The sequence below is a fragment of the Nitrospirota bacterium genome (assembly GCA_016212185.1).
Taxonomy (GTDB): Bacteria; Nitrospirota; Thermodesulfovibrionia; order UBA6902; family DSMQ01; genus JACRGX01.
On record JACRGX010000030.1, the window covers coordinates 1 to 24,306 of the forward strand.

The 24,306-nt window shown below is 41.6% G+C and carries 28 protein-coding genes; 15 read left to right on the plus strand and 13 right to left on the minus strand.

Features of this window, described 5'->3' with window-relative positions:
* The 4 genes from HZA10_03515 to HZA10_03530 form a co-directional block, all read right to left on the minus strand.
* On the minus strand, positions 1-776 hold a 776-nt coding region (locus tag HZA10_03515; protein ID MBI5195371.1), incomplete at its 3' end, for a biotin--[acetyl-CoA-carboxylase] ligase.
* A 156-nt stretch (positions 777-932) separates the two neighbouring features.
* The gene (gene nth / locus HZA10_03520) at positions 933-1,565 is read right to left on the minus strand and encodes an endonuclease III (protein ID MBI5195372.1); all 633 of its coding nucleotides are present in this window, start codon (positions 1,563-1,565) and stop codon (positions 933-935) included.
* Positions 1,566-1,668: 103 nt separating this feature from the next.
* Entirely contained in the window at positions 1,669-2,283 is a 615-nt protein-coding gene (locus tag HZA10_03525) for an MBL fold metallo-hydrolase (protein ID MBI5195373.1), read from the minus strand.
* 256 nt (positions 2,284-2,539) lie between these two features.
* Positions 2,540-3,490: an amidohydrolase family protein gene (locus tag HZA10_03530; protein MBI5195374.1), complete on the minus strand. Its 951-nt coding sequence runs from the start codon at positions 3,488-3,490 to the stop codon at positions 2,540-2,542.
* A 62-nt stretch (positions 3,491-3,552) separates the two neighbouring features.
* On the opposite strand from HZA10_03530, the gene HZA10_03535 reads away from it, so the two are divergent.
* The 7 genes from HZA10_03535 (at position 3,553) to folK (ending at position 10,111) form a co-directional block, all read left to right on the plus strand.
* A complete protein-coding gene (locus HZA10_03535; GenBank protein ID MBI5195375.1) occupies positions 3,553-4,497 on the plus strand; it encodes a sulfite exporter TauE/SafE family protein in 945 nt (314 codons plus the stop codon).
* 18 nt (positions 4,498-4,515) lie between these two features.
* Complete coding sequence (locus HZA10_03540; protein MBI5195376.1) at positions 4,516-5,742, plus strand: diguanylate cyclase; 1,227 nt, start codon at positions 4,516-4,518, stop codon at positions 5,740-5,742.
* A gap of 123 nt (positions 5,743-5,865) precedes the next feature.
* A complete protein-coding gene (locus HZA10_03545; protein ID MBI5195377.1) occupies positions 5,866-6,687 on the plus strand; it encodes an extracellular solute-binding protein in 822 nt (273 codons plus the stop codon).
* 90 nt (positions 6,688-6,777) lie between these two features.
* Entirely contained in the window at positions 6,778-7,485 is a 708-nt protein-coding gene (locus tag HZA10_03550; GenBank protein MBI5195378.1) for an ABC transporter permease, read from the plus strand.
* The gene (locus tag HZA10_03555; GenBank protein MBI5195379.1) at positions 7,482-8,156 is read left to right on the plus strand and encodes an ABC transporter ATP-binding protein; all 675 of its coding nucleotides are present in this window, start codon (positions 7,482-7,484) and stop codon (positions 8,154-8,156) included. The genes HZA10_03550 and HZA10_03555 overlap by 4 nt, the downstream gene beginning before the upstream one ends.
* 285 nt (positions 8,157-8,441) lie before the next feature.
* On the plus strand, positions 8,442-9,605 hold the full coding sequence (locus HZA10_03560) for an LL-diaminopimelate aminotransferase (GenBank protein MBI5195380.1): 1,164 nt from the start codon (positions 8,442-8,444) through the stop codon (positions 9,603-9,605).
* Positions 9,606-9,643: 38 nt separating this feature from the next.
* Positions 9,644-10,111 (plus strand): 2-amino-4-hydroxy-6-hydroxymethyldihydropteridine diphosphokinase, encoded by a 468-nt coding sequence (folK, locus tag HZA10_03565; protein ID MBI5195381.1) that lies wholly within the window; start codon positions 9,644-9,646, stop codon positions 10,109-10,111.
* A gap of 74 nt (positions 10,112-10,185) precedes the next feature.
* Here folK and HZA10_03570 read toward each other — a convergent pair whose 3' ends face one another.
* The gene (locus HZA10_03570; GenBank protein ID MBI5195382.1) at positions 10,186-10,509 is read right to left on the minus strand and encodes a nucleotidyltransferase domain-containing protein; all 324 of its coding nucleotides are present in this window, start codon (positions 10,507-10,509) and stop codon (positions 10,186-10,188) included.
* Positions 10,485-10,868, minus strand: coding sequence for a HEPN domain-containing protein (locus tag HZA10_03575; protein MBI5195383.1), 384 nt, complete (start codon positions 10,866-10,868; stop codon positions 10,485-10,487). Before HZA10_03575 ends, HZA10_03570 begins: the two co-directional genes overlap by 25 nt.
* 129 nt (positions 10,869-10,997) lie before the next feature.
* Here HZA10_03575 and galT point away from each other — a divergent pair, with 129 nt between their 5' ends.
* The gene (gene galT, locus HZA10_03580; GenBank protein ID MBI5195384.1) at positions 10,998-12,002 is read left to right on the plus strand and encodes a galactose-1-phosphate uridylyltransferase; all 1,005 of its coding nucleotides are present in this window, start codon (positions 10,998-11,000) and stop codon (positions 12,000-12,002) included.
* Between the two features lie 91 nt (positions 12,003-12,093).
* Here the strand turns inward: galT and hisH are convergent, their stop codons facing one another.
* Complete coding sequence (gene hisH / locus HZA10_03585; GenBank protein ID MBI5195385.1) at positions 12,094-12,717, minus strand: imidazole glycerol phosphate synthase subunit HisH; 624 nt, start codon at positions 12,715-12,717, stop codon at positions 12,094-12,096.
* 194 nt (positions 12,718-12,911) lie between these two features.
* On the opposite strand from hisH, the gene HZA10_03590 reads away from it, so the two are divergent.
* From HZA10_03590 to HZA10_03600, 3 genes are all read left to right on the plus strand, one after another.
* Complete coding sequence (locus HZA10_03590; GenBank protein MBI5195386.1) at positions 12,912-13,457, plus strand: arginine decarboxylase, pyruvoyl-dependent; 546 nt, start codon at positions 12,912-12,914, stop codon at positions 13,455-13,457.
* Between the two features lie 16 nt (positions 13,458-13,473).
* Positions 13,474-14,364 carry an agmatinase gene (speB, locus tag HZA10_03595; protein ID MBI5195387.1) on the plus strand — a complete coding sequence of 297 codons (891 nt, stop codon included), beginning with the start codon at positions 13,474-13,476 and terminating at the stop codon, positions 14,362-14,364.
* Between the two features lie 611 nt (positions 14,365-14,975).
* Entirely contained in the window at positions 14,976-15,968 is a 993-nt protein-coding gene (locus tag HZA10_03600; protein ID MBI5195388.1) for a site-specific DNA-methyltransferase, read from the plus strand.
* Positions 15,969-15,971: 3 nt separating this feature from the next.
* On the opposite strand, the gene HZA10_03605 is transcribed toward HZA10_03600, so the two are convergent.
* Positions 15,972-16,697, minus strand: a complete 726-nt coding sequence (locus tag HZA10_03605) for a hypothetical protein (GenBank protein MBI5195389.1) — start codon at positions 16,695-16,697, stop codon at positions 15,972-15,974.
* 147 nt (positions 16,698-16,844) lie between these two features.
* Between HZA10_03605 and HZA10_03610 the strand changes: the two genes are divergently transcribed.
* The gene (locus HZA10_03610) at positions 16,845-17,039 is read left to right on the plus strand and encodes a CopG family transcriptional regulator (protein MBI5195390.1); all 195 of its coding nucleotides are present in this window, start codon (positions 16,845-16,847) and stop codon (positions 17,037-17,039) included.
* Between the two features lie 53 nt (positions 17,040-17,092).
* Here HZA10_03610 and HZA10_03615 read toward each other — a convergent pair whose 3' ends face one another.
* From HZA10_03615 to alaS, 4 genes are all read right to left on the minus strand, one after another.
* Positions 17,093-17,530 (minus strand): hypothetical protein, encoded by a 438-nt coding sequence (locus HZA10_03615; GenBank protein ID MBI5195391.1) that lies wholly within the window; start codon positions 17,528-17,530, stop codon positions 17,093-17,095.
* 114 nt (positions 17,531-17,644) lie between these two features.
* Positions 17,645-19,351: an AarF/ABC1/UbiB kinase family protein gene (locus tag HZA10_03620; GenBank protein ID MBI5195392.1), complete on the minus strand. Its 1,707-nt coding sequence runs from the start codon at positions 19,349-19,351 to the stop codon at positions 17,645-17,647.
* Positions 19,352-19,358: 7 nt separating this feature from the next.
* Positions 19,359-19,682 (minus strand): hypothetical protein, encoded by a 324-nt coding sequence (locus tag HZA10_03625; GenBank protein MBI5195393.1) that lies wholly within the window; start codon positions 19,680-19,682, stop codon positions 19,359-19,361.
* A 70-nt stretch (positions 19,683-19,752) separates the two neighbouring features.
* Positions 19,753-22,398: an alanine--tRNA ligase gene (gene alaS, locus HZA10_03630; protein MBI5195394.1), complete on the minus strand. Its 2,646-nt coding sequence runs from the start codon at positions 22,396-22,398 to the stop codon at positions 19,753-19,755.
* A gap of 301 nt (positions 22,399-22,699) precedes the next feature.
* Here alaS and HZA10_03635 point away from each other — a divergent pair, with 301 nt between their 5' ends.
* Positions 22,700-22,915 (plus strand): hypothetical protein, encoded by a 216-nt coding sequence (locus HZA10_03635; GenBank protein MBI5195395.1) that lies wholly within the window; start codon positions 22,700-22,702, stop codon positions 22,913-22,915.
* Between the two features lie 137 nt (positions 22,916-23,052).
* Here the strand turns inward: HZA10_03635 and HZA10_03640 are convergent, their stop codons facing one another.
* Positions 23,053-23,271, minus strand: a complete 219-nt coding sequence (locus HZA10_03640) for a hypothetical protein (protein MBI5195396.1) — start codon at positions 23,269-23,271, stop codon at positions 23,053-23,055.
* 233 nt (positions 23,272-23,504) lie between these two features.
* Here HZA10_03640 and HZA10_03645 point away from each other — a divergent pair, with 233 nt between their 5' ends.
* Both HZA10_03645 and HZA10_03650 read left to right on the plus strand, forming a co-directional pair.
* On the plus strand, positions 23,505-23,903 hold the full coding sequence (locus HZA10_03645) for a HEPN domain-containing protein (protein MBI5195397.1): 399 nt from the start codon (positions 23,505-23,507) through the stop codon (positions 23,901-23,903).
* Positions 23,867-24,193 carry a nucleotidyltransferase domain-containing protein gene (locus HZA10_03650; protein MBI5195398.1) on the plus strand — a complete coding sequence of 109 codons (327 nt, stop codon included), beginning with the start codon at positions 23,867-23,869 and terminating at the stop codon, positions 24,191-24,193. Before HZA10_03645 ends, HZA10_03650 begins: the two co-directional genes overlap by 37 nt.
* Positions 24,194-24,306: the final 113 nt, after the last annotated feature.

Here is a 24,306-nt window from a genome sequence, read left to right on the forward strand (position 1 = left end):
ACCGTTACGTCTCCTGCATAAATCTTTTCAACCGAGCCTGAGGCTGATTTCAGGACAAGCGCGCCGTCTTCATTAATGCCCTCCGCAATCCCTGATTTAACACCATCAGGGGCGATAATATCCACCCTGTTTCCGACAGTTGAGCTTAATCTCACACATTCATCAATCAGTATTTTTTTGCCGTCATTTAAAAGCGCCTTATACCAATGCTCCATCCTGCTCAGTATATGACTTAAAAGTTTAATCCTGTCAACAGGTTCGCCCTTTTCCTTCATCAGGGAAGTGGCAAGGGATCTTATTTCTTCAGGCAGCATATTCATGGAAAGATTGACGTTAAGCCCTGTGCCGACTGCCGCAAAAATTAATCCGTTTGCATTTGTTTTAGTCTCAGCAAGTATGCCGCCTGCCTTTTTATCTCTGATAAGGATGTCATTGGGCCATTTTATGCCGGCATATAATCCGGTATATTCTCTTATGGCAGACACCGCTGAAACGGCAGCCATCAGGGTAAGAAGCGCGGCATCTTTTGAATGCAGCGGAGGCTTGAGCACCACGGTAAAATAAAGATTTACGCCGGGCGGTGAGACCCAGCTTCTGTTAAACCTCCCCCTTCCGCGCTCCTGCGAATCCGCAAAAATAACTATTCCTTCAGGATTATCTTTCGCCTGTATAAGCCGGAGCGCCTCGTCATTGGTTGACGCTGCCGATTGAAAAAAAATAAGCTCCTTGCCTATAATTTCACCCCTGAAAATATTTTTTATTTCAGAATAGTTCATTTTTCCCTAACCTGTCATTCCCGTGAAAACGGGAATCCAGTTTTATCAACATATTTCTGGATTCCTGCTTTCGCAGGAATGACGGCAAATGTAACATTATTAATTGCGTTAATATTAGCGGTTAGCAGTTAGCAAAAAACTAACAGCTAATTGCTATCAGCTAACTGCCGCCTTTCCTGTCCATTTGCATTCGTCATAAAGCCTGCACACCCCGCAGTCAGGCTTTCTGGCATTACAGGTCTGTCTTCCGTGCAGTATCAGGGCCAGATTAAATGCAGTCAGCTTATCATGAGGAAGCTGTCTTACCAATTCTTCCTCAACCCTGTCAGGATTATCCGAATGGGCAATGCCGAGCCTGTTTGAGACCCGTAATACATGCGTATCCACTGCAATAGTCTGCCTTCCAAAGACGCCTCCCAAAACGACATTGGCAGTTTTCCTTCCAACGCCTGGAAGCGTTATCAGTTCTTCCATGGTTGAGGGAACCTTGCCGCTAAAGTCTTTTATAATTTTTTTGCAGCACTCAATAATCATCTTTGCCTTGTTTTTATAAAACCCCGCGGGCTTTATTTCCTGCTCAAATATTTTTAAATCAGCCTTTGCGTAATCAGCCGCTGTCTTATATTTTTTAAAAAGTGTCTTTGTAATCTCATTTACCCGTACATCAGTGCACTGTGCAGAAAGAATCGTAGCGACAAGCAAATCAAGCGGATTGGAAAAATTAAGCGCAATTCCGGGCGCTGGATATTTTTTAAATAAAAGCCCGGCAATTTTTCCGGCATCAGCCATTTCTATAAATAGTTCAAAAAAGACAAAGGCGTTCAAAATAGTTCAAGTTGTTCAAATAAATTGAACGGTTTGAACAATCTTAAACAATGTTAAACAATATTTATTATTCCTCCTTCAGTATTTCCACCTCAATCTTTCCCTTAAGCCCCTCTGCAAATTGCCTTGCGTCATCCTTTGTCCCCACGATTGATGCATAGTGCATTGGTATTGCAAGCTTTGGCTTGATGTCAAGCGCCGCCTTAACAGCCTCATCTGCTGTCATGACATAAGTCCCCGATACGGGCAGAAGTGCAATATCTGCTTTAAAAGTCTTCATTTCCGGAATGTAGTCTGTATCGCCTGCCAGGTAAATCCGCTGTCCTTTTACTGAAAAAATGTATCCGACCCACCCCTTGTCCTTTGTGTGATACTGCTTGTTGGTGTTGTAAGCAGGCACTGCCTCTATTTCAATCCCTGCGATTGTAATCTTGTCCCCGGGTTTTACTGTCTTTATATTTCCGGAGAGTTTCTTTGCGCAGTCGGAAGTTGTAATAATGGCTGTATTTGGTCCCTGAAGTTTTATTACATCCTCCGGAGAGCAGTGGTCATAGTGCTCATGGGTTATGAGGATTATGTCAGCGGTGTCTTTTTTCTTGATTTTAAACGGGTCTGTGTAGATTAACTTTTCGCCGGTAATTTTAAATGTGTCATGTCCGAGCCAGTGTATATCTTTTGCCATTGCCGAAACCTCCTTTACTTCCGCATTGACTGCAAAAGGCGTAATAAATGCCAATATCAGAATAGAAAAGAAGAAAATAGATTTTTGCATTTTACCCCCTTATAAAAACATCTTTAAAATCTGTGTTAATCTGTGTAATCTGTGGTTAAATTCTTTCTAACTTTTGATATTTTAATAGTTTTAAAAATTATATCATAAAAAGGCATTGCGCGCTAAGGAAAAATTTTAGACAGAATACTCTGAATTTTATTAAAAATCAAGCTGTTAGATATTTTTTCGGAGTTTTTACTGCTGACTTTAAAGCCTCTGCTTCAGGGATGCCGAGATTTTTTAAATTTCTTACTGCATCTGCAAGGCTGATAGAACTTCCAGCGAGCACACCATTTTTTGTATATATAGCGCCTTTTTTATCTTTGGCGCCTTTTATTGAATCTGAGACAAGGAGAATCCTGTCATGCGGTTTTATCTTAAAAATAAACCTTAACACATCCGGGCTCAGATGAATTCCGTCGGCAATGACTTCTATGTAAATCTCTTCATCCAGAAGACCGAATCCCGCAAGCCCGGGCTCCCTGTGATGAAATTGCCGCATTGCATTAAAGATATGGCTTATGCTGCGGGCGCCCGCCTTTTTCCCGTCCAGAGCCTGTTTGTAAGTTGCATCAGAATGTCCCATGTTTACCCTTATCCCCATAGATGCGCATTTTTTAATGACTTTCAAGGCTCCGGGCAGTTCAGGGGCAATTGTGATTATTTTAATAATATCTTCATACCCGTCAATCAGTTTTTTAAGGCTTGATATTGAAGGTTTTATAAATGAGCCTTTATTTAGTGCGCCGCACTTGGTCGGATTTAAGAAAGGTCCCTCAAGGTGAACGCCGAGAATCAGTGAAGAAGGTTGAAGGTTGAAGGTTGAAGGTTGAGTTAAATTTAAAATCTTCTTTTCCCCCCTCTTGACCCCTTGACCCCTTGACCCCTTGACCCCTTGAGCTTGCATAGCGCGCCTCACCGCTTCCATGTTTTCGCGCATCTGTCTGACTGCTCCTGAATAAACTGTGGGAAGGATTGCGGATGTGCCTGCCCTGCCGTGGAGGGAGGCAATTTTCAGAATGTCTTCAGGATTTTTGGTGCGTGTATCGTAATTCCCGATTCCATGTGTATGAAGGTCCATAATGCCCTTGTGCGCAAGCATAGATAATGATACCATAAAAATTTCCTGATTTATGCCGAATAATTTATTATAATTATTACAATATGGACTCTTTATATGTGTTATTTCCAATATCAGGAGTCAGGACCCATATATTATTTCCTCCGCTTGTCGCTTTGATAATTTCGTTTTTCACCTCAATGGGAGGGATTTCAGGCGCGTTTCTCCTGCTTCCTTTTCAGGTGAGCGTGCTTAATTACACCGCGCCGTCTGTCAGCGGGACTAATCATGTATTCAATGTCGTTGCAATACCAAGCGGCGTGTACCGCTATATCAAAGAGGGACGCATGGCATGGCCTCTTACGTGGGTGATAATCGTAGGCACGCTTCCCGGAGTGTTTCTCGGTTATTATCTAAGGGTTGTTTATCTGCCTGACCCGAAGGTTTTTAAACTTTTTGTAGGATGTGTCCTGCTTTATATCGGAGTTCGGCTTGTCAAAGAGATTGTATTTAAATCGCCAAAATCATCGGCGGTGGAAGAGAAATTCAAGGCTAAAGCAGAGGAGATGAAGAAACAGCAGAATTCCATGATAGCTGCCGGAATCCCTGCCGTGGCAGTAGTGAAAACTATATCCATGTCGTTAAAGAAGGTGGAGTATGAATTCTGGGGTGAAAGATTTTCTTTTAATACCATGAGTGTGTTTATCCTTGCCATTATAGTCGGCATTATAGGAGGCGCTTACGGAATAGGCGGCGGAGCCATTATTGCACCATTCTGTGTGGCTGTTTTTCATTTGCCTGTCTATACCATAGCCGGTGCGGCACTGATGGGGACATTTATCACATCTGCTGCGGGCGGAATATTCTTCAGTCTTATCCCGGCAGCCAATGGCATTTCAGCCATGCCTGACTGGCCCTTGGGGATTTTATTCGGCATCGGAGGTTTTGCAGGCATGTACCTCGGGGCAAGATGCCAAAAGTTTGTCCCTCAAAAAATTATTAAATTAATTCTTGGCGCGGTTATTTTGTTTTTGGCTGTAAAATATATCTATCAATATTTTTAAGGGAGCGGATTATCAAAAATGGCAACTGATGAAACCCGGATGTACAAGACATTCATTATCTCTATCGCTCTGGTTATCGCTCTGATTTTAGCAGGGATGTTTTTTGCTATTTCCATAGTAACCAGACAGTTAATTGAAGAGGAAGTGGTAATTCATGCAAGGGCGCTTTTTGACAGCATAATCCTGACAAGGGAATGGAATGCCAGGCATGGCGGTGTATATGTTGAGAAAAAAGAAGGGGTTGAATCCAATCCGTATCTGGAAAATCCGGACATAAAAACCATTGACGGGAAAATTTATACCAAAAGAAATCCTGCTATGATGACCAGGGAAATTTCTGAATATTCCGAGCGTAAGGGGCTGTTTAAATTCCACTTGTCAAGTTTAACCCCGGTGAATCCCAATAATAGACCTGATGAATTTGAGGGAAAGACATTAAATTTATTTAAAAAGGGAGTAAAGGAAGTATTCCGTGAAGAGCAGCTAAACAACAGGACATTTTTCAGATACATGGCTCCTCTTGATGTTAAAGAGGAATGTCTGCCGTGCCATGCCAAGCAGGGATATAAATTAGGCGATGTGAGAGGCGGCATCAGCATAACCTTTGATATTGAAGACATCAGAAGCAAGGTGAAAAGCTATACTCTTTTTATCATACTTTTTGGAATTGTCACCGCCTTGCTTTTAGCGGCGCTTATTTATTTCTTTACGCGGAAACTGGTTAAAAAAATTTCAAAAATGCGGCAGCATCTTGAAGATATGTCCATAACAGACATGCTGACAGGGATATTCAACAGAAGGCATGTGATGTCCAGATTTATTGAAGAATTTAAAAAGGCCAAGAGACTGGCAAGGGGGCTTAGCTGTATCATGATTGACATTGACCATTTTAAAAACATAAATGATAAATACGGGCATCTTGTGGGCGATGCGGCGCTGAGAGAAGTGGCATCCCGCATAAAAAATGCAGTCCGCATCTATGACGTGCCAGGACGCTACGGAGGAGAGGAATTTCTTATTGTCCTTCCTGATACAGACCTTGCAGATGCAACTGCACTTGCTGAGAGAATCAGACAGCGCGTAAAAGACATATCGGCTGAAGACGTCAGCATCACAATCAGCCTCGGCATAACATGCCTGCAGGATAAAGACAACTCAGTGGACGATATGATTAAAAAGGCTGATACTGCTTTATATAATGCAAAAGCCGCCGGAAGAGACCGGGTGGAGTGGTTAACCGCATAATGAATAGCCTGCAGGCGCCGGTTAAATTGATAGTGAGCGTATTCCCCGTGGTTTTGCCACGGGGTCAAGCGAGCGAATATAATAAAAAATTTCTTACATTAAGAAGGTACTGTGTTTAAAAAAATTCTGCTGGTTTTAATACTGCCGGTATTTTTAGCGTCATCCGCATATGCAGAACAGAGGATACGCTGCGCCTCAACCACAAGCACGCAGAATTCAGGCTTATTTGATTATATTCTGCCTGTGTTTGAAAAAAAGACCGGCATTAAGGTGGACGTGGTTGCAGTCGGCACAGGCGCAGCCATTGAAATCGGCAAAAGAGGAGATGCTGATGCGGTCTTTGTTCATGCAAAAGAGCAGGAGCTAAAGGCAGTTGAGGAAGGGTGGTTTGTCAACCGCCATGATGTTATGTATAACGATTTTGTCATCATCGGCCCTCAGAACGACCCCGCCGGGATACGCGGTATAAAATCCGCTTCTGAGGCATTCCGTAAAATCGCGCAGAATGCGTATCCATTTGTATCAAGGGGTGATAAATCAGGCACCCATACAAAAGAGCTGTCCATATGGCAAAAAACGGGCATAGACCCCGTTGGAAGAGTTTCTTCTAACGAGGTAAACCAATGGTATCTTGAGGTTGGTCAGGGCATGGAAAAAGCTCAGAGGATTGCAAATGAAAAGCGCGCATATACGCTTACTGACAGGGGCACATGGCTTGCGACAAAGGATAAGGATAAACTTGAGATGATGATAGTGCTTGAGGGCGACACTGCATTGTTCAATCAATACGGGGTTATGGCTGTAAATCCTGAGAAGCACCCGCATGTTAAATACAAAGAGGCATTGGAATTTATAAACTGGCTGATATCAGCAGAAGGGCAAAAAGCCGTTTCAACATTTACTGATAAAAATGGGAACCGGTTGTTTATACCTAATGCAAAGTAAGAACAAGAAGGATTCAAGGGTTCATGTGGTCAAGGGTTCATGTGTTTCACTTGAATCCTCGAATCCTTGCATCCTTGAACCCTGTATTTTATGGATTCAATAACAGAAGGTTTTAATAAAGCATTTCTCCTGATACTTAATCTTGATGCAGAGTTGTTAGGCATTATATTTTTATCGCTCAAGGTGTCTGGAGCCGCTCTTTTTGTTGCAATTATCACAGGCCTTCCGCTGGGCGCAGTCACAGGGTTAACGCGGTTCCCTTTAAAAGGATTTATCGTCAGCCTTACTAATACTTTTATGGGCCTCCCTCCTGTTGTAGTCGGTCTTTTCCTCTATCTCCTGTTGTCAAGAAGCGGGCCTCTCGGCTTTATGAATTTGTTATATTCTCCGCCTGCAATGGTCCTGGCGCAAAGCATCCTTGCATTCCCGATTGTGGCATCTCTTTCTCATTCGGCAATTGTAAGCGTGGACCCGGTTATCAGACAGGCATCGGTAACGCTCGGCGCCACTCCTTTTCAGGTGACGCTTAACATAATGAGAGAGGCGCGGTATGGGATAATCTCAGGGGTGATTGCGGCATTCGGCAGGGTAATGGCTGAGGTTGGCGCTATCTTAATTGTCGGAGGGAATATTGCAGGCTACACAAGGGTTATGACGACGACTATTGCCCTGGAGACCGATAAGGGGAATTTTGAACTTGCAGTTGCCCTCGGCATCATACTGCTTACGATTTCATTAATCATAAATGCCATACTTCACACACTTCAGAAAAAAGGAATGCTTCATTTAAACACATGAGCCTGTTTTTAAAGGTTTCAGACATATGGAAGGAATATCATGGCCACCCTGTTTTAAAGGGATGCTCCTTTTCCTTTGATGACGGCGGCATATATGTATTAATGGGACATAACGGGTGCGGTAAATCTACATTTCTAAGGTTATGCGCTCTTCTTGAAAATCCTGACAGAGGAAACGTCAGCTATTTCTCTAAAGGCAAACCAATAAAAAACGATATGGAGCTTAAAAGAAAAATAACCCTTATGCTTCCTGATGTTGGTGTTTTTAATACCACAGTTTTTAATAATGCGGCTTACGGCCTGAAGATTCGCGGGACAGAAAAAGATGAGATTAGAGAAAGGACAAATAAGGTATTGGATTTTGTAGGGTTGATTAATAAAAAGGATCAAAATGCTCTCACACTCTCAAGCGGGGAAACCCGGAGACTCGGAATTGCGCGAGCAATGGTCATTGAGCCCGAGGCGCTTTTCCTTGACGAACCGACGGCATCGGTTGATCAAGGGAATGCAGAAATTATAGAGGATATAATTTTAAATATATCATCATCCCCTGCTCTTAGCGGCAGTGGAAAGAAGACAACAGTAATCATTGCCATACATGACGCTGTGCAGGCAGAGAGACTTGCAGCAAAAGTTTTGATTCTTAAAGATGGAAGAATTACCGAAAAATAAAAAATCTGACTTGCCAAGGAGTTTATAATCAACACCACATAATCTGTCATTCCCGCTTGTCGGTCCCGATGTTTCGGGATTCGGAAAATCGGTACGACTCGTTCCGAGATTCTGGATTCATCCGCCTGAGGCGGACAAGAGCCAGAATGACAAACATAGACAAGCCGGCATGATTTCAAATAAATTTTGAAATTACCTGCCAAAACAACTTATAATAAATAATTCGTGTTTCCAAAAATTTATTCAGCCCATGGCTTGTAGAGGAGGATTATATTGAGCAGACGAATTTCCATTGAACTTGCAAAAAGGGTAAAAGATCTTCCGCCGTATCTCTTTGCAGCAATTGACAGGATGAAGCAGGATGCCATTGCAAGAGGCGTTGACCTCATTGATTTAAGCATCGGAGATCCTGACATTCCAACCCCTGAACATATTGTTCAAAGGATGAAAAAGACAGTTGAAAATCCCGAACACCACCGCTATCCGTCTTATGAAGGAATGTTATCGTTCAGACAGGCGGTTGCTGACTGGTATAAGAGGAGATTTCATGTTTCCTTAGACCCGAAAACAGAGGTGCTTTCACTTATCGGCTCCAAAGAAGGCATCGGGCATATACCGCTTGCATTTATAAATCCCGGAGACGTTACGCTTGTGCCTTCACCGGGGTATCCTGTTTATCCTGTTGCAGCCCTTTTTGCAGGAGGCAAGGCGCATTTAATGCCTCTGTTAAAAAAGAATAACTTTCTCCCTGACTTAGAGGCAATTCCTGCGGGTGTTATAAAAAAGGCAAGGCTCATGTTTATAAATTATCCGAACAATCCGACCGCTGCGGTTGCAGGCAGGGGTTTTTATGAAGACATTATAAATTTTGCCGCAAAAAACAATATCATTGTATGCCATGACGCCGCATATTCTGAGATTTATTATAACAATCAAAAGCCCCTGAGTTTTCTTCAGATACCCGGGTCTAAGGATGTGGGTATAGAGTTTCATTCACTTTCTAAGACATATAACATGACGGGCTGGAGAATCGGTTTTGCCGTTGGCAATGAAAAGGTTATTGCAGGACTTGGCAAGATAAAGACCAATCTTGATTCAGGGATATTTCAGGCAGTGCAGGAGGCAGGTATTGAGGCGCTGAATACAGAAGAGCCGGCGCTTGAGAAAATAAGAAACACATATCAGGAAAGAAGGGATGCGCTTTATCACGGATTAAAAAAGCTCGGGCTGGAAGTTGAAAAGCCAAGGGCGACTTTTTATCTATGGTCAAGGGTGCCTAAAAATTTTGATTCTTCCGGATTTGTTGCACACCTCCTTGAAAAGACAGGGGTGCTTGCAACACCGGGCAGCGGTTTCGGCGCGCCCGGAGAGGGCTATGTGAGATTTGCCCTCACAGTGCCGGTAAAAAGGATTAAAGAGGCGGTTGAGAGGATAAAAAGAAGGATTTAGCTTTTTATCCGGCATTAATTATTCAATGAGAAAAATATATGCCTGTTACTTATCTCTCCATCGGCTCTAATCTCGGCAGGAGGCAGGAAAACTGCGAAAGGGCCGTCAGCCTTCTTGCGGAAAACGGTATAAAAATTCTTAAATGCTCATCCATGATTGAGACCAAGCCGTGGGGAATTAAAGACCAGCCTGATTTTATCAATATGGCAGTGGAGGCGGAGACTTCTCTGAAGCCCGAGGAATTGCTAAAGGCAATCAAAAAAATTGAGAATGAAATGGGAAGGCATAAGTCTGTTCGGTGGGGGCCGAGGCCCATTGATGTTGATATCTTATTTTATGACGACCTGATTATTAAAACCCCTGAACTTGAAATCCCGCACCCGCTCATTCACGAGCGGTATTTTGTTCTTAATCCCCTTGCGGAGATAGCGCCTGAGAAGGTGCATCCTGTGCTGAAGAAGAGTATTAAAACTTTGTGGTTGGAACTTTCGGGGACTATTATTTAGTACCTGCGCATTGGCTCCGGTTATGCCGTGAAACAAGTTCAGGGTGACGGTTACGAGTGATGCTCCTCTATTCCTCAAAATACCTTTTTGCCCTTTTTTAAAATGTATCCGTAAAAATTGGTTGGTCTTGCTTCTTTTAATGCTTTTTGAGAGAAAAGATGTAATTCTACGTCAGTATGGCAATGGAGCTTTAAATCAGTAGCTATCTTTGCTTTATCTTCAATTTTCATTTTATCAGCATCCGGGGAAAAAACTGCCAGGTCAATATCACTCCAATAGGTAGCGCCTCCAGTAACATAAGAACCGAAAAGATATACGGAACTAATACGCAGCTTTTTCCTTAGATATTCTAAGGAATTTTTAACTATTTTTTTTATTTCAATTTCAGTTTTAACCATCGTAGCAATACCTTTGTATTTTTTAGATATTCAAGGGTCATTTTCCTATTTATATCTTTGGATATTCTATCAATTTCTTGAGGGTATCTGGTTTCAATATAGTAAAAAGAAAGCTTTGAAAGGAATTCTTTTTTAGGCTCATCAATATCAATTTTTGATAGTTCTGCAAGTTTTAAAAGGTCATGAGTTTTGGGCGGAAATTGTTTTGTACTCTTTGTAACTAAGGCCTTAAGGATCTTTTCTACAGCTTGTTGGCATGTAAAAAGTACATATAGGTACCTTCGGCTTTTGAACATTGCATCAGCAGTTTTAATATCATATTTTGAAAGGTTAACCCAATAATCAACGTCTTTCCCCATAGGGTTAAATTACCACAAATAAGTAACTTGCTCAAGTATATAATTTATTAGGGGTGAAACTTTTACTACTTACAACTGTTAACGCACTCTCATCTGGATTTATTACACCTGTAATGGTATTATTTCTCTATGCCTGAACTGCGGCTGAATCTTATAACAAAAGAGTGGGTGATAATATCCACTGAACGGGCTAAACGCCCTGAAGATTTTAAAACCAGGCGGGAGAGGAAGGCGCTGCCTGAGATTGTGGACACATGCCCCTTTTGTCCGGGCAATGAGTCTAAAACCCCCGGTGAGGTATTCCGCATCTCAGATGACGGCGGCTGGAAACTCCGCGTCGTTCCCAATAAGTTTGCCGCACTCAACAGGGAAACAGAGAAGATAAGGATAAACGACGGCTATAGACATACGATAACAGGCTTTGGATTTCATGATGTCCTCATTGAAACGCCTGTTCACAACATGCCGATGGCGCTTTTGCCGCTGAACCATGTAACAGATATAGTCGGGGCATACAAGAGGCGGTTTATTGAATTGTATTCTGACACAAGAGTAGGTCATGTGATTATATTTAAAAATCACGGTGAGGGCGCAGGCACATCCCTTGAGCATCCGCATTCGCAAATTGTAGGAACACCTGTCACACCATTCCAGATCAGGAGCAGGCTGGAAGAGGCAATCAGGTTTTTTGACATAACAGGAGAATGCCTGCTGTGCAAAACCATGTCAGAGGAAAAGAAAGAGGGAACGCGGATTATCCTTGAAACAAACCATTTTCTAACCTTTAACCCTTATGCCTCCCTTTCTCCTTTCCACACATGGATATTTCCTAAACGGCATTTTGCAACTTTCGCGGAAATAACAGAAGACGAAATCTCAGACCTCGCATTAAACCTCAGGACAACGCTTGCGAAGTTTTATTTTGGTCTTGATAATCCGGATTTTAATTTTGTAATACGCTCAAACAGGCCTAAAGATGCAACTTCGGAATTTTTTCACTGGTACATCAGCATTGTCCCGCGCCTTACCATGGCTGCGGGCTTTGAACTCGGCTCAGGAATGTTTATTAACACTGCACTGCCTGAGGAAAGCGCGGAGTTTCTGAGAAAAGTTGAGGCGCCTGAACAGCCGTAACGCGTAATCAGTGATGGATAATCAGTAAACAGTAATTCGTTCTGCATAACGAGTTCTTATTTTTTGCCCATCACAGGTCATTGATTACAGTTCACTGTTTACGGGTGTTAAGGACAATCCTGCCGAAATTGCCGAGAAGCTTTAAGCCTGCAGTTTGGCTTTTCTCAGGATGAAACTGGACTGCAAACACATTGTCCTTCCATATCATGGAAGTAAATTCTATGCCGTAGCCGGTAGTTGCGGCGACAATAGAGTTATCTCCGGGTTCAACATAGAAGGAGTGCACGAAATAAAAATATGTATTATCTTTAATGCCGTTTAGAAGCGGGTTCCCCTTTTGTATCCTTACTTCATTCCAGCCCATGTGGGGAACCTTAAGATCTGAAGGTTGAAATCTCACGACCTTTCCCTTGAAAATATCAAGCCCCGTGCATTTGCCGAACTCATCTGATTCGCTGAAAAGCACCTGAAGCCCGAGGCATATTCCCAAATAAGGCTTGCCCTTTTTGACAGCGCTTACAATAGCATCCGTCAGCTTAAGATTTGAAAGCTCCCGCATGCAGTCCCTAAATGCGCCCACTCCGGGAAGGACAATGCCGTCAGCCTTATCAACAACATCCGGACTGCTTGTAACTTTAGCCTTAACGCCTGCCTTGAGGAATCCCTTCTCAACGCTCCTCAGGTTGCCCATTCCATAATCAACGATTGCAATCATGTTTTTTATTATATCATTAAAAAGAAAAACATTTAACCACTTCTCTTTTTCTTTGTGCTCTCTGTGGTTAGTCTCCGGCTTGCAAAATGAAATCGTTTTGGTGTATATTTTCAGCAATTAAACAAAAGGCAAAAATCATGGCAAAGAAAAAATCAGAAGACATAGACCCCGTCTTTATAAAACCGAATGACGTTATGATTCCAAGAAAGGTATTTTTTACAAAGGGAGTTGGAATGCATAAAGACAAGCTTGCATCTTTTGAGCTTGCGTTAAGGGGCGCAGGCATTGAGAAATGCAATCTCGTTTATGTCTCAAGTATTTTCCCGGCCACCTGCAGGATTATTACAAAAGACAAAGGGCTGAATATGATCCATCCCGGGCAGATAACTTATTGCGTAATGGCAAGAAACGAGACCAACGAACCCAACAGGCTGATTTCATCTTCCATAGGGCTTGCAGTGCCAAAGGATAACACCAACTACGGATACCTTTCAGAGCATCATTCTTTTGGCGAGACGGCAAAAAGATCAGGCGAATATGCCGAAGACCTGGCAGCCACTATGCTTGCGACAACTCTCGGCGTTCCCTTTGACCCTAACCTTGCGTGGGACGAAAGAAAACAGGTATATAAGGCAAGCGGCTATATATTTAAATCCACCCATATCTGCCAGTCTGCGGAAGGCAATAAAAACGGCTTGTGGACCACGGCAGTTGCCGCCGCAGTATTTATAATGGATTAGGAGTCCTCTCCGCAGATTGAAAACAAAAGTTCCCCATAACTTCGGCGGCCTGCCGGAGGAATTTTCAAATTATAAAAACTCCAAAATAGTTATTCTGCCGATTCCTTTTGACAAGACAAGTTCATGGATAAAAGGCGCTGACAAGGGGCCAAATGCCATTATTGAGGCTTCAAAAAATATGGAGCTTTATGATATTGAGACAAACTCCGAGGTTTATAAAAAAGGAATCTTTACGCTTAAGCCTCTTACTGAAGCCGGCTCAAAAAAAATGGTGGATAAAGCATACCGCCAGGTCGGGAAACTGCTTGATGACGGAAAATTTATTGTTTCCCTCGGCGGCGAACACACTGTATCTCTTGGACACATAAAGGCTCACGCAGAAAAATTTGACAATATGAGTATTTTGCATCTTGATGCACATTCTGACAGAAGGGACTCTTATGAAGGGGATAAACTAAGCCATGCGTGCATAATGGCAAGAGCAGGAGAAATCTTAGGGTTCAAGGGTTCAAGGGTTCAAGGGTCAAAAACACAGAACATCGTTTCGGTTGGAATAAGGAGTATGGACTCATCCGAGTTGAAAAATATAAAAGGACAGAAAATTTTTTATGCGTCAGAGATTCATAAATCAAAAAACTGGATTAAAGAAGCCGTAAAAAAGCTTTCAAAAAATGTCTATGTCACGATTGACCTTGATGTGTTTGACTCTGCGATAATGCCTTCAACAGGCACTCCAGAGCCGGGCGGGCTGAACTGGCATCAGGTGACTGATTTGCTGGAGTCTGTTGCGGGGAATAAAAATATTGTCGGATTTGATGTCGTAGAACTCTGCCCATCTCAAAACAAAGCCCCTGATTTCTTAGCGGCAAAGCTGGTTTACAAACTGCTTAGTTTGAAGTTTAGGTAAGAGGTTTCTGTTTTTTGGGTATTATCAGAAAACAATTACCCTTAAAAAATTTGTTAAAAAATTTTCTTGACAAAATCTATTTTTTTGTATAATCTTGTTTCAAGATGTTTCAGAGTGTTTAAATTATGCTAACCGAAAAAGAATTATTAGAGGATTTAAAGATTTCCCGCACAACGCTTTGGCGTTTAAAAAAGAAGGGTATGCCATGTATTAAAGTCGGGGCATCCTATAGATATGACAAGCAAAATGTATTAAAATGGGTTAATAATAATCAACCAGACGAGTATCCTTTGGATTATTTTGAAACTCCACAAATATCTGAAAATCTTACGTTACCGCTTGCGTATAATTCCCTAAAATCTTTGCCGCCAAAAATAAAGAACAATTACAAAATCAATATTCCTTACCTATTAAAGCATAACAAAGAATTTCTGAACAAACTTTTGATTATTGGGGAACTTCAAGAACTTCAAACAAAACTTTCACGATATACTAATGATTTTCTGGGGAATGACGCAGTAAAAATTTTCTCAGAAGAATATTTATCAATACTCAAAAAAAGGCATCAAAATGAAGGCATAGAAAATTGTGACTATCAGCTTGATAAATTTATGAATAATAAAAATGATTTAAAAATAATATGGGGCGACTGCTTAAATGCTTTAAAGAAAATGCGATCAGAATCAATTCATCTAATGGTAACCTCTCCACCATACTACAACGCACGGGAGTATTCTCAATGGGAGGATCTCAATTCTTATCTTGAAGACATGCGGTTAATTATTAGAGAAACTTATAGAGTTTTAGGCAACCACAGGGTATGGGTTTTTAATGTTGGAGATGTCTTTGATAATGATAATCTTAAAACAACTTCGGTTTGGGGCAAAAGGAGATTGCCTCTCGGAGCATATTTTATCAAGATTTTTGAAGAAGAGGGTTTTGAATTTGTTGATGATATAATTTGGGACAAGGGTGAGGTTGAAAGTCAAAGGCATAAAAATGGTGGTATAAACTATCCGTTTTATCAGTACCCCTTAAATTGTTATGAGCATATTTTGATTTTTCATAAACATAGATTAGATACCAATAGAATCCCATGCCCAATTTGTGGCTCTTTAAATGTTAACGGAAACACTCAGTCGGAAATAGGTGTTCAGAGTTGGGAGTGCAAAAATGATAAATGCTTAGAAAGAAGCCCTCATAACAGAGGGAAAAGATTTTCGTTAAGGTCTAACATGATGCAGGATATTGATCAAAGAACACCTGATAATGAAATAGATGAATTTATATTAAGTAAATGGCGTAGAGATATTGTTAAATTCCCTCCAGTAATAAAGATAGACCAAAATGGGAATAATCGCCTTGGCCATAGTGCGCCATTCCCTACGGACATTCCTGAAATGGCTATAAAATATTTCTCTTACGAAGGAGAAAAAATTTTAGACCCATTTGCTGGAAGTTTTACGACAGCAATTGTTGCTAAAAAATTAAAGCGTGTAGGGATAGGCATTGAGATAAATAAAGCTATGTTCAAATCTGTAATAGAAAAACGAGTTATTCAAGAATTTAATGGACATACTGTGTTATCAGCGTTTAATTTGTAAAAGTTATTCTAATTTATCAAATTTACTTAGAAACTTACCCCATTTACCAAAATCTTTAGCGCTAAAATGCTGACGGTCTTGGTCTTTAAAAAAAGAAATTCCTTTTAAAGAATCACCCATAGTGTCAATAAAATCCTGCACAGATATCACCAAAAAATGAGGTTTATCTTCATCATCAATTAGACACCAAATATAAAAATGGCTCTTATCCTTAATTAAATCTCTTGGTTTCATGTCTATGGCGTATGTATTTTTAGATCTTCCATCCTTATGCTCAATTCTTGAGCTCTTAACCTGAATGGAACGAAATTTTGTTACATAATTCTTGCTTCCACATTTACAGGCATGTTCAATCATTTCTATTTCACTGCCGCATTTATCACACGTCGGTCTGTTTAATAACTCCGTACTTTTACATTTAGTGCACCTTGTTTTATTGCCAACCATTTCATGTTTACACATTGCACAAATTTTTTTAGCTATAATTTTGTTCTTTTGAGTCTTTGAGAAATCTTTTCCGCATTTTTTACAAGTCAAGGCAGGAGTTAAATTCCAATTTTCTCCACAATCTTTACAAACATGCTTGTGAACAAGCAAATCAATATATTCATCGTAAACAGGATTATAAACATTCCAACCGTGTTTAGAAAGTTCAAATGAAACTAAAAACTCTCCATAGCGAGAAAAATGTTTAGCACTCAGGTCTGTTGTTGTCTTTTGCTTTTTCATATTTTCCCCTATTGCTCTGCTTATTTTGCTTATATAACATTCATTTGTCAATTTTACCAGTTGCTACACTGGCTTAGAAGAATTTTAAATCTTTGCTATAATAGAATCAGCAGATACGTAAGAATAATATACGCAGGAGGCAAGGCAATGGTAGTATTACAAGTTGAATTGCCGGATAAATTATACGCACAACTTAAAGAGCTGATTAATATGGGTTGGTTCCATGATGAAAAATCTGTTATTACAGAGGCATTACGCCGATTTCTTGAGACACAGAAATCCGAGCTTATAGAAAAATTTATTCGTGAAGATATAGAATGGGGTTTGCGTAGGAAAGACTGAGCCCCCTGTCTATTGCAGGAAACAATAGAAATAATCAAGAAAGAATACTCCCTTTAAACTGTCTCCATATACTCCATAACTTCTGTCCTGAATCTTTTAATCACATCTTTAAGCACATCTACGAGCGGCTTTAATTCTTCCCATTTGATATTAAACGCGTACGAGTACATAAAAAATTTTCTAAAGGACAGATATTTTGAGAGTATTTGGAAAAGGTCAGGCGGCAGGATTCCGATTTCAGTTGCCTTTTTAAGCACCTTCTCATGCCACACAGGCGCGTCTGCCACATCAAGCCCGTCAAACATGAGCATCTGCTTCAAAATATTTTCAACGCCTAAATATGCATTGGATATAAAGGCGGCTATTGCCGCAATCTCAGCAGCCGTATATTCCATTTCCCCGGAAGAGACAAAGGGAGAAAGCTCATCCAATACCTTGTCTATGTTTTTAAACTCAGCGTCACAGTATGTCTTCAGCTCTTCTTTTGTCATGACATGTTATAACTGATTAGTTTAACTTTGTTCAACATGGTTCAAAATTGTTCAAGATTGTTAGTCTGCATTAAACGATTTAAACAACATTAAACAATTTAAACCGTTTTAATGTTACAGCCTCCCCGATTTTATAATTGATATCAAAAGCCACAGCCCGAGGATAAAGGCTATGAAAAAACCCATGGCCCCTATTGCCGGCAGTCCGAAGATTTTCCCGCCGATGCCTGACTGTATGAGCAGAGACGAACCTATTATAATGGCAGCGACTATCACGCTGAACGCAAGGCGGTTGCTTGAGCGGTCTATGTCTTTTATCAGACGGTCCATGCCGATCGGATTTATTTTAAAACCCAGATCATCCCTGAGCGTTTTTCTTAAAAGCCTTCCTATCTGTTTTGGCGTTGATGTCAGGAAACTGCTTACTTCATAGATATTCTTTTTTGTCTTCTCAAATATCCTTTTCGGGTCCATGCATTTTTTTGCAAGCTTTCTCGTATATGGCTCTGTTGCGCTCATAAGATTAAAAGACGGGTCAAGCTGACGCCCTATGCTGTCAAGTATCAGTATTGTCTTATTCACAAGAAGAAGGTCAGAGGGCATTTTGAGTCCGTGTTTCATTGCCAGATACGTAAGGGCGTCAAGATATTGGGCAAAATTTATCTCACTAATAGTCAACCCGTAAAGCGGTTCATAAAGGGAGATGAGATCAGCCTTGAATTCTTTCCTGAATGTCTCAATATCAACCTCTTCGGCAACAATGCCGAGCTCTATGTAATGGTCAATCAGGCGGTCAAAGTCCCTGTCAACCAATGCAAGAAATGTATTGGCAATGTTCTCCATAAGTTCAGGGGAAAGCCATCCTACTATGCCAAAATCCATAAGCCCTATTTTCCCGTCAGACATGACAAAGATATTGCCCGGATGGGGGTCTGCATGGAAAAAGCCGTTTTCAAGCATCATCTTTAAATATGCGTTGATGCCTGCTATTGCCAGTTTGTCCCTGCCAATGCCTAAAGACTCAATCCCCTGCACATCGTCTATCCTTACCCCTTTGATCTCTTCCATTACAATGACTCTTTCTGTGACGAAGTCAGGATATATTGCCGGAATATATACATCAGGGTCGTCTGTAAAATTCCTTTTGAAACGGGCGGCGTTCCTTGCCTCTTCAATAAAATTCAATTCCTTTCTTACCGACCTTGAAAATTCGTCCACTATGCCGGGAAGGTTAAAAGGCTTGCTTTCAGGGATATACTTGACAAGCAGTCTGGCGGCAATATCCAGAATGGCTATATCGGTTTCAATAATATCCTTAATATTAGGTCTCTGTACCTTGATTACTGCTTTTTCGCCTGTTTTCAGGGTGGCCCTGTGAACCTGCGCTATAGAGGCAGCGGCAACCGGCACATCCTCAAATTTAAGGAATATGTCCTCAATGGATGTTCGCAGCTCTGTCTCAATAATTTTTTTTGCGCTGTCTGAAGAAAAAGCAGGAACTTCATCCTGCAGTTTTTTGAACTCATCGGCGTATGCCCGGGTTATAAGATCAGGCCTTGATGAAAGAAGCTGGGCGAGTTTTATGAATGAAGGACCAAGCTCGCTGAAGGCAATCCTGAGCCTCTCGGGGATGGTATGCTTTTCAATGGGGGGCCAGTAACCGAAGACCTTTAATTTTTTCCGGAGCGGGATGAAACGGTGGAGATTTATCTGCTCAATAAACTGACCGAATCCGTGTTTCAGGAAGACATTGACTATCTCACGTATCCGCCCGACATTTTTATAAGTATGCCAGAATCTTAATAAGCCGGAAATGGCCATTTTTATTTTATTCGGCTTCTTTTGCTCCTGCTGCCTCTTCCAATTTTTTAACCCTTGCAGAGAGCGCCAGCACTTTTTTATTTAATTTTTCCACGTCATCCCTTGCCGGCAGGTTCATCTTGTCAAGCGTTTTATCTATAAGTTCAGTGATGCTTTTGCCGAAGTCCTTTCCGGTCTTATCAGCCTTTTCAGACCATTCCCTGATGAGTTTTGCGCCCTGGGTTTCGCTTAGTTCGCCCTTTTCTACCAGCTCGTCAATAAGCTCTCTGACCTTTGCTTGTACTCCTACCCCTGCCAGCAATGCCTTGCGTGTCGCCTCAAATAATGTCATAAATACCTCCCGTTAAAAAAGCTAAAAGTTATGAGTTACGAGTAACAAGTTTTAAAATTTTTCAAACTCGTTACTTATCATTCGTTACTGTCTTTCTGACTATATCATAAACCAAATTTAGCGTCTTATCAATTTTATCTGTATCTTTTGTCCCGCCCTGAGCCATATCCGGCCTTCCGCCGCCTTTGCCGCCTGTAATTGTCTTAAGCAGTTCTCCGGCGTCAAATCTTGCCGTCAGATCTTTTGTGACTGCAGTAATGTAAAAGGCCTGCCCGTCAAGCACAGAGCCTAAGGCAAGAATGCCCGAGCCGATTTTATCCTTCAGGGTATCTGCAAGGTGTCTTAATGTTTTCATATCATAACCGTCAATCCTTTGGCTTAAGACTTTGATATTATTGACAGTAACAACATTGTCAAGAATGTCCCCAGCATTCACTGCCGCTGTCTTGCCTTTCAACTTTTGAAGCTCCTTCTCTTGAGATTTTAAATCGGTTATGACTTTTTTCAGCCTCTCTGAAACATTAAGCTCCCCGACCTTGAGCAGTCCGGCTGATTTCCTCAGCTCGTTTTCCTCCAGACGGATAAAATTAATCGCAGAAAGCCCTGTAACAGCCTCTATCCGTCTTATGCCTGCCGCAACACTGCCCTCAGAATTTATCTTAAACAAGCCGATTTCTCCGGTAGCATTGCAATGCGTCCCTCCGCAGAGCTCGGCTGAAAAATCCCCGGCCCTGACCACCCTGACTTTTTCCCCGTATTTTTCTCCGAATAAGGCCGTGGCTCCGCTGCTTATTGCCTCATCAATGCCCATTGCAGAGGTATTGACTGGTACATTTTCCATAATTTTCTCATTCACAATATCTTCAACTTCAGCAAGTTCTTTCTCATCCATCTGCGAGAAGTGCGTAAAGTCAAAGCGTAATCTTTCAGGCTCAACAAACGACCCGGCCTGCTTTATGTGGTCTCCTAAAACAGACCTTAAGGCCGCCTGCAGCAAGTGTGTCGCTGTATGATTGCGCATAGTTGCCCTTCTTCCTGCCTCATCCACTGACAAATGGACTGTCATCCCCGTCCTGATTATGCCTTTTCTTATAATGCAGATGTGGGAGATTATCCCGCTTATTTTTTTTGTATCAGTGACTTCAAGTCTCAGCGCCTCTGCCCGGATAATTCCCTTATCGCCCGCCTGCCCGCCGGATTCCCCGTAAAAAGGAGTCCTGTCAAGTATTACCTCAACTTCATCCCCTTCTTTTGCCTCATCAACCGGCACGCCGTTTTTTATCAGCGACTTGACGGCTGCGTCTGCCTTTGTGGTTTCATAGCCAAGGAATTCCGTAGGTCCTGTTTCTTTTAATAATTTTTTATAAATCCCGGCAACCCTTGCCTCTCCGCCGGTCCATGAGGCCCTTGCCCTTGTCTTCTGAATCTCCATTTCTTTTTCAAAGCCCTGCTCATCAACCAAAATGCCATTGTCTTTTGCAATGTCCTGAGCAATATCCAGAGGAAACCCATAAGTGTCATACAATCTGAAAAGCTCTTGACCGGGGATGACTTTTCCGCCTGAAGACTTAAGGCTTTTAATGATTTCAGCAAGCATTGACATGCCTGAAGCAAGCGTATGGCTGAATCTCTCTTCTTCAAGTCTGAGAATTTTTTTCATCCTGTTAGAATCTTCCATAAGTTCCAGATATGCCCCTGACATAATGTCTAATAAGGAGTCCATAATTTTATAGAGGAACGGCCCGTCAAAGCCGAGCATAAAGCCGTGTCTTGCCGCCCTTCTTATAATCCTTCTTAAGACATAACCCCTGCCTTCATTTGAAGGCAGAAGCCCCTCGGAAAGCACAAATACCGCGGCCCTCAGGTGGTCTGCTATAACATTCATTGAAACATCTGTCTCATGACTCATGCCGTATTTCTTTTTTGTATCTGTCAGCCGGGACTCAACATCCCTGATTACCGGCATGAAAAGGTCGCTGTGAAAATTGTTGTGTTTACCCTGAAGCGCTGCTGAAAGCCGTTCAACGCCCATGCCTGTGTCAATGCACGGCTTTGGAAGCGGAGTCAGTTTTCCTGAGGAGTCCCTTTCGTACTGCATGAAGACGAGATTCCATATCTCAAGGAATCTGTCGCAGTCGCAGCCGACGGCACAGTCTGGCCTGCCGCAGCCTATATCCTCTCCCTGATCTATCAGTATTTCAGAGCATGGCCCGCAGGGGCCAGTGTCACCCATCTGCCAGAAATTGTCTTTTTCACCGAGCCTGAAAATACGCTCGGGTTTGACGCCGACCTCTTTCTGCCAGATGTCTGAGGCTTCAGCGTCTTTTTCAAAGACCGTTATCTGAAGCCTGTCTGCCGGCAATTTAACCCGGTCCGTCAAAAACTCCCAGGCCCATATTGACGCCTCTTTTTTAAAATAATCTCCGAAGGAAAAATTACCCAGCATCTCAAAAAACGTGTGATGCCTTGCAGTCCTGCCGACATTTTCAAGGTCATTGTGTTTGCCGCCTGCGCGCAGGCATTTCTGGACAGTCACGGCGCGTTTGTAAGGGGGTGTCTCCATGCCCAGAAAATAGGGCTTGAACTGCACCATGCCGGCGCTGGTAAAAAGCAGTGTCGGGTCGTCTTTTGGAATAAGCGGCGAGCTTGGAACGAGCGTGTGTTCCTTTTCCCTGAAGAAATCAATAAACAACTGTCTTATTTCATTGCTTGTCATAATGAATTGACGACATATTGTATTCCGGCAACTATTGACCCCTGCATAATAAATGTCCTACACATGATTGTCACTCCCGCTTGTCAGGAGTCTTTCTGCAATATAGATTCCGGACAAGCCGGAATGACAGGTTTATCGTTTTCATAGGACGTTAGATTTACAGTATTCAATAAATATCATATCGTATTATATCAAAATTTTGTAAATCCGGACTTTTTATGTTATATTTTGCAGACTAACTCAGCGTGTAATTTCAATGCGGCAATGAAGACAAGCAATAACGAATTCATCACAGTAACCATTGACAAGAGCCATAGAGACAACAATCTACATCAACAGAGGCCATCCCCTTTACAAAAGAGAGTCGGCAAAAATTGATACCCACATGCTTAACCTTGCAAGGCTTATTACTCAGGAGATTTCCCTCATGAAAGACCCCAAAAATCCGAGACAGGCCTTTGAGAAGCAAAGCAAACTGCTCAGAGATGCGTTTATAGAGAGAACAGACAGAACCTAAAGAGTTACATAATTAATGAGCATGAACAGCTTCCTCTTTTTCCCTATTATCAGCATCCCAGCCATCACACATTTGTTGAGATCGGTTTCTGGGACCCATGACAGGGCTGAAGAAATTGTGACAGGGTTTTGCAAATTTTATGTTTTTCTTTGTTTTTTTTCGTAATGCTTCTTTGCTTTTTCGTAGATCTCATCTACGGTCATACCCTTAAAAATCTTCTCTTGAAGTTCAAGATAATTGCCACTTCCCTTGCTGAATTGTCTTAAAAACCGAATCATGCCGGTATAGCCAAGGGTCTTTATTAGGCTTTTCATGCCCAAGTCTCTTATCTCAATATCATTTTTAACCTTCAGCATTTTTTATTGTCTTTCTAAGTCGGTTAAAAAATGTAAACATGCATAATTTATTATACCCTTTTTTCTTTCTCAGTGGGAATTCAGTTTTTTCATGGGTGCAAGAAACAAGACCAGTCACCATGAAATACTAAAATAAAGACCTAACCCTCGTGCCGGAAGGGCGATAGGAAATGTTTAAGGATTATTTGAGCCTTTATTTTGTATAATTAATCATCATGGGGACTACTATAAAAGTGAACACACACATAGCAAACTGGATTAAGTCATCTCAATATGATTTAAAAACCGCTGAACATATGCTTAAAACAGGCAGATACATTTATGTTCTCTTTATGTGCCATCTATCTGTTGAGAAATTACTTAAAGGATTATATGAGGCTGTATTAAAAAAGACTTCTCCAAAAACTCATAATCTGATATATCTTTTAAATACAGCGGGCGGCATTGAACTTCCTGAAAAACACCTTGTAACACTTGAATCTTTAAATGATCTAAGCATTGTTACAAGGTATCCTGAAGACATTGACGCAATGGTCAAGGCTTTCAAGCGGAAAAAAGTTAATGATTATTTACTCAAAACTAAGGAGCTGCTAAAGTGGCTAAAAAAAGACAAGAGATTAAAAATATCATAGGCAGATATATAACTAAACTCCAACAGCTTGGCATAGATGTTTCGCAGGTCATATTATACGGCTCGTATGCAAAAGGAAAGCCGAAAGAATACAGCGATATAGACCTCGCAGTTGTATCACCGACATTCCAGAAATTAGATATTTTTGAGCGCCAGCTTGTATTGAGCAAAGCCCATCATAAATTTGGCGAGCCTATTGAACCCATAGGACTTACACCAAAACAGTACAGAGAAAAAAGAGGTTTCGCAAGAGAGATTCTTGAAACCGGCATAGTCGTTTACAGCAGATAAAAAAATTACACTGCGATTGACTCAAAAAATACCTTGTAATCGTCGTTCCTGCGGAGGCAGGAATCTAGTCTTTTCATATGTGCAAGAAACAAGACCAGTCACCATGAAATGCT